We start from the raw sequence: 8,912 nt of genomic DNA on the forward strand, positions 1-8,912 counted from the left end.
ATGCTGCCGCGGTGCGCGCTGACGATCGCGGCCACGATCGCCAGGCCCAGGCCGACCCCCACGTGATCGTCCTCGCCGCGCGTGCGCTCGGCGCCGCGCTGGAAGGGCTCTGCGAGCACGGCGACCCGGTCGGGCGGCAGCACGCTCCCGGTGTTCTCGACGACGAGTGCGATGGCCTCGGGCCGCACGTGGCTGCGCACGACCACGGAGCCGCCCTCGGGGCTGTTGTGCACGATCGCGTTGTGCACGAGGTTCGTGATCAGCTGCTGCAGAAGCGCCGACGACCCGAGCACCACGGCCGCGCTTCCGCCGACGTCGATCGTGACGCCCCGACGCTCGGCCAGGGGCAGCAGCGTCTCGGCGGACTCCTCTGCCAGCAGCGAGAGATCGACCGGCGACTTCGTGAAGGCCCGGCGGTCGGCACGACTGAGCATGAGCAGCGCCTCGGTCAGCTCGATCGCCCGCGCGTTGACCTCGTGCAGCCGGCCGATCAGCGCGTCGACGTCGCGATCGGGGTCGGTGCGGGCGACGTCGAGCATGGCCTGCGAGATCGCGAGAGGGGTGCGCAGCTCGTGCGAGGCGTTGGCGGCGAACCGCTGCTGCTCGGCGATGTGCGCCTCGAGCTGTTCGAGCATCGAGTCGAACACGTCGGCCAGGTCGCGGAACTCATCGCGCGGACCCGTGAGGGCCACGCGGTGCGACAGCGATCCCCGAGCCGCGAGCTGCGCGGCGCGGCCGATGCGGTCGAGCGGGGCCAGCATCCGTCCGGCGATGATCCATCCACCGGCCAGTCCGAGCGCGAGCAGCACGATCATCGCCACGACCGCGGCCGGGATGAACGCCCGGATGAGGTCCGACCGATTCGGCACGAACAGGCCGCTATCGGTGTGGATCTGCACATCGGGCACGTAGCGCAGCAGATAGAGGGCGACCGCGACGAGCAGCCCGACGCCGGTCACGACGACCACGGCGGCGTAGCTCAGCGTGAGCTTCCATCGGGCGCTCATGCCGCGTCGCCGGGGTGTGCGAATCGGGTCAGCCATCGGCATCCGCTTCGGCGTCGGCATCCGCTCCGCCATCGGCATCCGCATCCGCTCCGATCCGGTACCCGACACCGGGCACCGTGAGGATCAGCCACGGCTCGCCGAGCCGCTTGCGCAGCGACGAGACCGTGATGCGCACGGCGTTCGTGAAGGGGTCCGCGTTCTCGTCCCACGCGCGCTCGAGCAGCTGCTCGGCGCTCACGACACCGCCGTCCGCATCGACCAGAACCTCGAGCACCGCGAACTGCTTGCGGGTGAGTGCGACGTACCGGCCGTCCCGGTAGACCTCGCGGCGGAACGGATCGAGCCGCAGACCCGCCACCTCGAGCACCGGCGGGCGGGCGCGCTGTCGTCGGCGGTCGAGCGCTCGCAGGCGCAGCACCAGCTCTCGCAGCTCGAACGGCTTGGTGAGGTAGTCGTCGGCCCCGATCTCGAACCCGCTCGCCTTGTCGTCGAGCCGATCGGCGGCCGTGAGCATGAGGATCGGGATGCCGCTGCCCGACGCCACGATCGATCGCGCCACGTCATCGCCGGAGGGGCCGGGGATGTCGCGGTCGAGCACTGCCAGATCGTAGGAGTTGATGCTGAGCAGCTCGAGAGCCGTGTCGCCGTCGCCCGCGATGTCGGCCGCGATCGCCTCGAGCCGCAGTCCGTCTCGCACGGCCTCGGCGAGATACGGCTCGTCCTCGACGATCAGCACGCGCACGGCAGGACTCCCATGTGCTCAGAGCTTACGCATCCGCACATATCGGGAGCATATGCAAAAGCGCATACGCCGTCGCAACAGCCGCCCTCCTTGACTGAGGACATGAACTCACGCACTGCCTTCACTCGTCCCGGCGTCGTCGCGGCCGTCGCCGTCCTGATGCTCATGGGGCTCATCGTCGGATCCCTCGTGCTGCTCGGGCAGCAGGCGGATGCGGCGGCCTCGCCGCCCGTGACGCGCGAAGCGCTCGGCGGGGGCGACGGGATCATCCGCGCGGAAGGCGCCGTGTCGGTGTACGACGACGTGCCCGCGGTCTCGAACCTTGACTCCGATCTGCTGGCGGCCGTGCGCGCGGCCGCGGACGCCGCCGCGGAGGACGGCGTGCCGATGCACGTCAACAGCGGGTGGCGATCGGTGTCGTACCAGCAGGTTCTGCAGCAGGAGGCGGTGGAGCAGTACGGCTCCGCCGAGGAGGCCGCGCGCTGGGTCGCGACTCCGGAGAACTCCGAGCACGTCTCCGGCGATGCCGTCGACCTCGGGCCGCTGACGGCGCAGGACTGGCTCGCGCAGCGCGGCGCCGAATTCGGGCTCTGCCAGATCTACGCGAACGAGCGCTGGCACTTCGAACTGCGGCCGGCGGCCGCCGCGAACGGCTGCCCGGTCATGTACGACAACCCGACGACCGACCCGAGGACCCAGCGGTGAGGTCGGCTGCACGAGCCGAGCGCGACGGGGAGCAGCGCGTCAGAGCCGGTCGACGCCCGTCACGGTGACGACCGCCGCGCCCTCCTCGTCGGAGGCGGCGAGGTCGACCGTGGCCGAGATGCCCCAGTCGTGATCGCCGGCCGGATCGTCGAGGATCTGGCGGACGGTCCACTCTGTCGTCCCCTCGGTGAGGAGCAGCAGCTGAGAGCTGCGGGCGTTCGCCCCGGTGAGGATCTCGTCGTGATCGGCGAAGTAGCCGTCGAGCGCGTCCGACCAGGCATCCGCGCCGAAGGAGGGGTCGAGCTCGGCGAGGGACGCGACGTCCTCGCGCGCCGCGAGCTGCACCCGGCGGAACAGCTCGTTGCGCACGAGGGTGCGGAACGCCCGGACGTTCGAGGTCAGGCGCTTGGGCGCCGGCGGGACGATCGGCTCCTCGTCGGGATCCTGCAGCACCCCGTTCACGAGTTCCTCCCACTCGTCGAGCAGGCTCGAGTCGACCTGGCGCACGAGTTCGCCGAGCCATTCGATGAGGTCGCGCAGGTCTTCGTCCTTGAGCTCCTCGGGGATCGTCTGCGAGGCCGCTCGATACGCGTCCGACAGATAGCGGAGCACGACTCCTTCGGAGCGCGCGATCTTGTAGAAGGCGACATATTCCCCGAACGACATGGCCCGCTCGTACATGTCGCGCACGACGGACTTCGGATGCAGTTCGAAGTCGCGGATCCACGGCTGGGCCGCACTGAACGTCTCGAACGCGGCGCTCAGCAGCTCGTCGAGGGGCTTTGGGTACGTGACCTCTTCGAGCAGCTCCATGCGCTCGTCGTACTCGATGCCCTCGCGCTTCATGACGGCGACCGCCTCACCACGCGCCTGGAACTCCTGCTGTCCGAGGATCGCCCGCGGGTCGTCGAGCGTCGACTCCACGATCGAGATCATGTCGAGCGCGTACGATCCCGTGCCCGTGCCGGCCGAGGGATCCGGGTCGAGCAGTTCGAACGCCGCGAGGGCGAACGGCGACAGCGGCTGGTTCAGGGCGAAGTTCGGCTGCAGGTCGACCGTGAGACGGATCTCGCCGTCATCGGTCTGCTCGACGACGCCCGATTCGAGCAGCGTCCGGTAGATGCCGATGGCGCGCAGCGCGAGCTCTCGCTGTCTCTTCCGCGGCTCGTGGTTGTCGTATACCAGCGCGCGCATATTCCCGAAGACGTCGCCGCCGCGGCCGATCACGTTCAGCATCATGGCGCTCGTGATCTGCATGTGCGAGGTCAGGGTCTCGGGTTCGGCGTCGATCAGCTTGCGGAACGACGGCTCGCCCCACGACACGAAGCCGTCCGGCGCCTTCTTGCGGACGATCTTGCGCTTCTTCTTCGGATCGTCGCCGGCCTTCTTGATCGCGGCCACGTTCTCGCTCTCGTGCTCCGGCGCCTGAGCGACGACCGTTCCGGCGGTGTCGAAGCCGGCGCGTCCGGCTCGCCCGGCGATCTGGTGGAACTCGCGCGCGCTGAGCTGCCGCATCCGCGTGCCGTCGAACTTCGTCAGGGCCGTCAGCAGCACCGTGCGGATCGGCACGTTGATGCCGACACCGAGAGTGTCCGTGCCGCAGATCACGCGCAGCAGGCCGCGCTGCGCGAGCTGTTCGACGAGGCGGCGGTACTTCGGCAGCATCCCGGCGTGGTGGACGCCGATGCCCGCGCGCAGGAACCGCGAGAGGGTCTTGCCGAAGGCGGTGGTGAAGCGGAACCCGCCGATCAGCGCCGCGATCTCGTCACGCTGCTCACGCGTGGCGACCTTGGTGCTCGACAGGGCCTGTGCTCGCTCCATCGCCGCCGCCTGCGAGAAGTGCACGACGTAGACCGGCGACTGGCCGGTGGCGAGAAGGTCGTCGATCGTCTCGTGGATCGGCGTCGTCTCGTAGAAGTAGTGCAGCGGCACCGGGCGCTCGACGCCCGTGACGGATGCCGTGTCGCGGCCGGTCCTGCGGGTCAGGTCGCTCGACAGCTGTGACACGTCGCCGAGGGTCGCCGACATGAGGATGAACTGCGCCTGAGGAAGTTCGAGCAGCGGGACCTGCCATGCCCACCCGCGGTCGGGGTCGGCGTAGAAATGGAACTCGTCCATCACGACCTGGTGCACGGCGGCGTCCGTGCCCTGGCGCAGTGCGAGGTTGGCGAGGATCTCGGCCGTGCAGCAGATGATCGGCGCATCGGGGTTGACCGACGAGTCGCCGGTGATCATGCCGACGTTCGACGCTCCGAACACGTCGACGAGCGCGAAGAACTTCTCGCTCACCAGGGCCTTGATCGGGGCCGTGTAGTACGAGCGGCGCCCCTCGACGAGTGCGGCGAAGTGCGCGCCGACAGCGGCGAGCGATTTGCCGGTGCCGGTGGGCGTCGAGAGGATCAGGTTGTTGCCCGAGACGATCTCGATGACCGCCTCGTCCTGAGCGGGGTACAGGCTGATACCGGTCGACTCGGCCCACTCGACGAACGCCGTGTACACGGCATCCGCATCAGATCCGTCGGTCAGCGTGGTCGGGTCGAGGATCGCAGGCATGGTCTGTCGATCATCCCACCTCCACGCCACCGCATCCTGCGAAGGAGATCTCGCGTCGAGAAGGAGCCGATGCCGGCATCGGTCCTTCGCTGCGAGAGATGTCCTTCGCGCCGCGAGTGGGCAGTCGGCTGACGGCTCACACCGAGGTCGCGGCGCGCAGCGCGATGCGGATCATGTCGCCGAACGTCTGCTCACGCTCCTGCGCGGTGGTCTCCTCGCCCGTGACGATGTGATCCGACACGGTGCAGATGGCCAGCGCCCGGCGCTCGTAGTACGCGGCGAGGGTGTACAGGCCCGCTGCCTCCATCTCGACGCCGAGCACGCCGTGCTTCACGAAGGGCGCGGTGAGCTCGGGGCGAGTGCTGTAGAACTGGTCGCTCGAGAAGAGCAGCCCCACGTGCACGGCCGAGTCCAGGGGCTCCGCCTCGCTCGCTTCGACCGCCGCACGCAGCAGGCCGAAGTCCGCGACGGGCGCGTAGTCGAGACCGTGGAAGCGCACGCGGTTGATGCCGGAATCCGTGCAGGCCCCGTTGGCGATGATGATGTCGCGCACCTTCAGCTTCTCGGTCAGCGCACCGCACGATCCGACCCGCACGATGGTCTGCACGCCGTACTCCTCGAACAGCTCGTTCGCGTAGATCGCCATCGACGGCTGGCCCATGCCCGAGCCCTGCACCGAGACGCGGTGGCCCTCCCACGTGCCGGTGTAGCCCAGCATCCCGCGGGTCTCGGAGTACAGCTCGGCACCCTCGAGGAAGGTCTCGGCGATCCACTTCGCCCGCAGCGGATCGCCGGGGAACAGGACGATGGGGGCGATCTGGCCGGGCTCTGCGGCGATGTGCGTGCTCATGCCCTCAGCGTACGAGGCGAACCGATGAGCGAACCGATGAAGATGCTCAGCCCTCGCGCCGCCGCACGATCTCGCCGATCCACGCGGGCGCGAAGGGCGAGGTGCAGCCGGGCGCGGTCGGGTAGTCGGCCAGCACCTGCAGGCGCTCGCCGATCTCGAGCGCCCTGGCCCGCAGCTCGGGGTGGAAGATTCCGATGTTCGCGAGGGTCTCGTTCATCGACCACTGCAGGCGCTTCGGGGCATCCTTCAGATCGCATTCGATCAGGTCGAGCAGGTGATCGAGGTCGAGGCCGTCCGGGTCCTTCACCACTCGCACGGTCGTGAGCGACCATGCTGCGGCGGCGACCGTCGGGTCGGCGTCGTCGAACCAGCGCAGACGCAGTTCCTCGGCGAGCGGCGACTTCTTGGCGACGTAGTTCACGAACCAGTCGTTGACCTTCGGCGGTCGGGTCTCGCGCAGCATCGCATCGAGCTCGTCGGCGGTGAACTGCGTCGGCGTGCAGATCAGCAGGGCGAGCAGCCGAGCGCCGGTGTCGCCGGTCGCCCACAGCTCCTTCGCGAGGCGCTGGTCGGTCCTGATGCTCTTGGCCACCCCGCGCAGCCGGCTGAGGTTCATGCCGTGGTCGTCGCCGCGCTTCTCGTTCGCGGCGCGCATCTTCGGATCCTCGATCGCGGCGAGCTCGGCCAGCGCGTCGGCGACGGTCATGTCAGACATGTGACCAGGGTAGGCCTCGGCGGCTTGTCAAGGCCCGGGTTTGTTCGCGCGGACAGTCGTAACGTCGGGCCCCACGCAGTCCGAAGACCGACGAGAGGAACGCGCATGAGCACCGACAGCAACGACATCAGTACCGAGCAGTCGCCCGGACCCGACGAGAACGACAACCTCGGATCCGAGGACAACAAGGGCGAGCCGCCCACGGTCGTCCCCTCCGCGCCCGCCTCCGACGACGACGGTGACGTGCTCGCCGACTCCCCGGACGAAGGCTGACGCCGCGATCCGTTCGCAACTCAGCATGAAGGCACAGCAGCACCGTCGATCGGCCGCGCAGAGGGCCGACGTCGGTCACTGATGCTGAGTTGTGAACGCGCGGGTCGGGGGACCCTCGCTCAGTCCTCGTCGACGAGCTCGCCGCGGATGCGCCGCAGGTCTTCCATGAGCGATCCGATCAGGATCCAGTGCGTCGATGCCGGCGGCCTGATCACGAGCGGTGCCGTGAGCGCGGGGATCGCCGAGGTCAGGGTGTCGGGCTCGGGCGCCACGTCGGCGATCTGCACGGCCAGCCGCACGTCGTGTCCGGCGCGGCGCAGCTGCTCGGCGATGGCGGCGACCGCCGGCTCCTGGCCGATCGAATCGTCGTAGTGGTCGAAGTAGGCCCGGGTCATGCCGATCGTCTGCGTGACGATCGGCGAGAGGCGTTCGAGCAGCGCGCGCATCTCGACCAGCTCGTCGCGATGCGTCGACCGTCGCGGGTTCAGGGTGAGCGACTCCTCACCGGCCTCGATCGCCGCCTCGGCCGCATCCTTCATCGGCCGCAGCAGCCGCGCCTCGAGCATCATCTCCTGCAGCCTGGCCGGGGTCTGCGGTTCGGGCAGGGCATCGGCCAGCCGGTCGAGGCTCGCGGCGAGCTCCTTGCCGAGCAGGCCGAGGTCGCGGCGGGCCGGAGCGACGAGCACCGGCGGCACGATCAGTGCATTCACGACGATGCCGATCGCCACGCCGATCAGGGTCTCGACGATGCGGGCGAGCGCGTAGTCGGGCGTCGATCCGAGCGCGAGCACGAGCATCGCCGAGATCGCGACCTGGTTGCCGGTGCCGGGCGTCGCCCGGAGCGCCCAGGCGACGAGCATCGCGACGACGATCGCGAGCAGCACGATCCAGCTCGGCGATCCGAGCAGCAGACCGAGCAGGACGGCGATCACGACGCCGACGATCACGCCGATGCTGCGCTCGAGCGCCTTCGACAGCGACTGGTTGACGCTCGGCTGCACCACGAGCAGTGCGGCGATCGCGGCGAACACCGGCAGCTGTCCCGGCACGACCCAGCCCGCGAGCAGCCACGCGGCGATCGTGGCGGCGGCGGACTTCACCACCTGCAGCAGGGAGGAGCGCTTCGAGGAGCGGATCGCGGCGTGGATGCGCATGTCGTCAACGCTACTCGGGTGACGCTCCCCGGGAAGCGCCCCTGTTCGACCGAGAAGTCAACCCCGTCGCCAACGTTCTCGAGCGGGCGCTGAATGGGATGACACGAACGACGAGCAGTGAGGAGCATCCTATGGTGCAGATCATCGAGACCATCGACGTCCACGTTCCCATCGACGTCGCCTACAACCAGTGGACCCAGTTCGAGAGCTTCCCCCAGTTCCTCGACGAGGTCGAGTCGATCGTCCAGATCGACGACACGCACAACAGATGGACCGTGAAGGTCGGCGGCGCGACGCGCGAGTTCGACGCCGAGATCACCGAGCAGCACCCCGACGAGCGCATCGCCTGGAACAGCCTGGGCGGCGACACCGAGCACGCGGGAGTCGTGACCTTCCACAAGATCGAAGACCTCACGACCCGTGTGACCGTGCAGATCGACTGGGAGCCCGAGGGCCTGCTCGAGAAGGTCGGCGCACTCGTGGGGGCGGGATCGCACGCGGTCAAGAAGGATCTGAAGAACTTCAAGGAGTTCATCGAGAAGCACGGCGCCGAGACCGGTGCCTGGCGCGGTGACGTGAAGGCCTGACACTCGTCAGGCGAGAGGTCCGAACGGCGGTCGTCCCCGTCGCCGTTCGGGCCTCGTTCCGTGTGCGGGGCGAACGCGCGAATAGGGCGTCGGGCGCACGAAGATAGGGCATCCGCCCGATGTTCCTAGGGCACCTCAGAGCGGAGTGTGGAGACATCCCGACAGAGGAGATGTCATGTACGAACACCCCTACCTCGCCTACACGGTGAGCGAGCACGACCAGGAGCAGATCCGGCAGGCCGCCGATCGCCGGTTCTTCCTCGAGGAGCACGCCGATCAGATCGTCCCGCGGGCCGCGGGGCCGATCCGCCGGCTCGGACGGCGGA

9 protein-coding genes are annotated in these 8,912 nt (G+C 69.0%); 3 read left to right on the plus strand and 6 right to left on the minus strand.

Annotated features, from left to right (window positions below):
- Both RTM68_RS14815 and RTM68_RS14820 read right to left on the minus strand, forming a co-directional pair.
- Nucleotides 1-1,007: HAMP domain-containing sensor histidine kinase (locus RTM68_RS14815; protein ID WP_312172339.1), on the minus strand; the 1,007-nt coding region annotated here is incomplete at its 3' end.
- 28 nt (nt 1,008-1,035) lie between these two features.
- Nucleotides 1,036-1,749, minus strand: coding sequence for a response regulator transcription factor (locus RTM68_RS14820; RefSeq protein WP_312172321.1), 714 nt, complete (start codon nt 1,747-1,749; stop codon nt 1,036-1,038).
- A gap of 102 nt (nt 1,750-1,851) precedes the next feature.
- Here RTM68_RS14820 and RTM68_RS14825 point away from each other — a divergent pair, with 102 nt between their 5' ends.
- Entirely contained in the window at nt 1,852-2,454 is a 603-nt protein-coding gene (locus RTM68_RS14825; RefSeq protein WP_312172324.1) for a M15 family metallopeptidase, read from the plus strand.
- Between the two features lie 39 nt (nt 2,455-2,493).
- On the opposite strand, the gene RTM68_RS14830 is transcribed toward RTM68_RS14825, so the two are convergent.
- The 3 genes from RTM68_RS14830 to RTM68_RS14840 all read right to left on the minus strand — a co-directional run bounded on the left by RTM68_RS14830 (nt 2,494) and on the right by RTM68_RS14840 (nt 6,572).
- A complete protein-coding gene (locus RTM68_RS14830; protein WP_312172327.1) occupies nt 2,494-5,007 on the minus strand; it encodes a DUF3516 domain-containing protein in 2,514 nt (837 codons plus the stop codon).
- A 136-nt stretch (nt 5,008-5,143) separates the two neighbouring features.
- Nucleotides 5,144-5,857 (minus strand): purine-nucleoside phosphorylase, encoded by a 714-nt coding sequence (gene deoD / locus RTM68_RS14835; protein WP_312172329.1) that lies wholly within the window; start codon nt 5,855-5,857, stop codon nt 5,144-5,146.
- 46 nt (nt 5,858-5,903) lie between these two features.
- On the minus strand, nt 5,904-6,572 hold the full coding sequence (locus RTM68_RS14840; RefSeq protein WP_312172330.1) for a DNA alkylation repair protein: 669 nt from the start codon (nt 6,570-6,572) through the stop codon (nt 5,904-5,906).
- Between the two features lie 105 nt (nt 6,573-6,677).
- Between RTM68_RS14840 and RTM68_RS14845 the strand changes: the two genes are divergently transcribed.
- The gene (locus tag RTM68_RS14845; protein ID WP_312172332.1) at nt 6,678-6,845 is read left to right on the plus strand and encodes a hypothetical protein; all 168 of its coding nucleotides are present in this window, start codon (nt 6,678-6,680) and stop codon (nt 6,843-6,845) included.
- Nucleotides 6,846-6,964: 119 nt separating this feature from the next.
- Here the strand turns inward: RTM68_RS14845 and RTM68_RS14850 are convergent, their stop codons facing one another.
- Nucleotides 6,965-7,999 (minus strand): FUSC family protein, encoded by a 1,035-nt coding sequence (locus RTM68_RS14850; protein ID WP_312172333.1) that lies wholly within the window; start codon nt 7,997-7,999, stop codon nt 6,965-6,967.
- Between the two features lie 131 nt (nt 8,000-8,130).
- Between RTM68_RS14850 and RTM68_RS14855 the strand changes: the two genes are divergently transcribed.
- Nucleotides 8,131-8,586 (plus strand): SRPBCC family protein, encoded by a 456-nt coding sequence (locus RTM68_RS14855; RefSeq protein WP_312172336.1) that lies wholly within the window; start codon nt 8,131-8,133, stop codon nt 8,584-8,586.
- Nucleotides 8,587-8,912 lie beyond the last annotated feature (326 nt).

The organism is Microbacterium sp., from assembly GCF_031988965.1.
Taxonomy (GTDB): domain Bacteria; phylum Actinomycetota; class Actinomycetes; order Actinomycetales; family Microbacteriaceae; genus Microbacterium.

Coding starts and splice junctions, on each gene's coding strand:
- RTM68_RS14825 (WP_312172324.1), top strand. CDS start 1,852: ATGAACTCACGCACTGCCTTCACTCGTCCCGGCGTCGTCGCGGCCGTC.
- RTM68_RS14830 (WP_312172327.1), bottom strand. CDS start 5,007: ATGCCTGCGATCCTCGACCCGACCACGCTGACCGACGGATCTGATGCG.
- deoD (WP_312172329.1), bottom strand. CDS start 5,857: ATGAGCACGCACATCGCCGCAGAGCCCGGCCAGATCGCCCCCATCGTC.
- RTM68_RS14840 (WP_312172330.1), bottom strand. CDS start 6,572: ATGTCTGACATGACCGTCGCCGACGCGCTGGCCGAGCTCGCCGCGATC.
- RTM68_RS14845 (WP_312172332.1), top strand. CDS start 6,678: ATGAGCACCGACAGCAACGACATCAGTACCGAGCAGTCGCCCGGACCC.
- RTM68_RS14850 (WP_312172333.1), bottom strand. CDS start 7,999: ATGCGCATCCACGCCGCGATCCGCTCCTCGAAGCGCTCCTCCCTGCTG.
- RTM68_RS14855 (WP_312172336.1), top strand. CDS start 8,131: ATGGTGCAGATCATCGAGACCATCGACGTCCACGTTCCCATCGACGTC.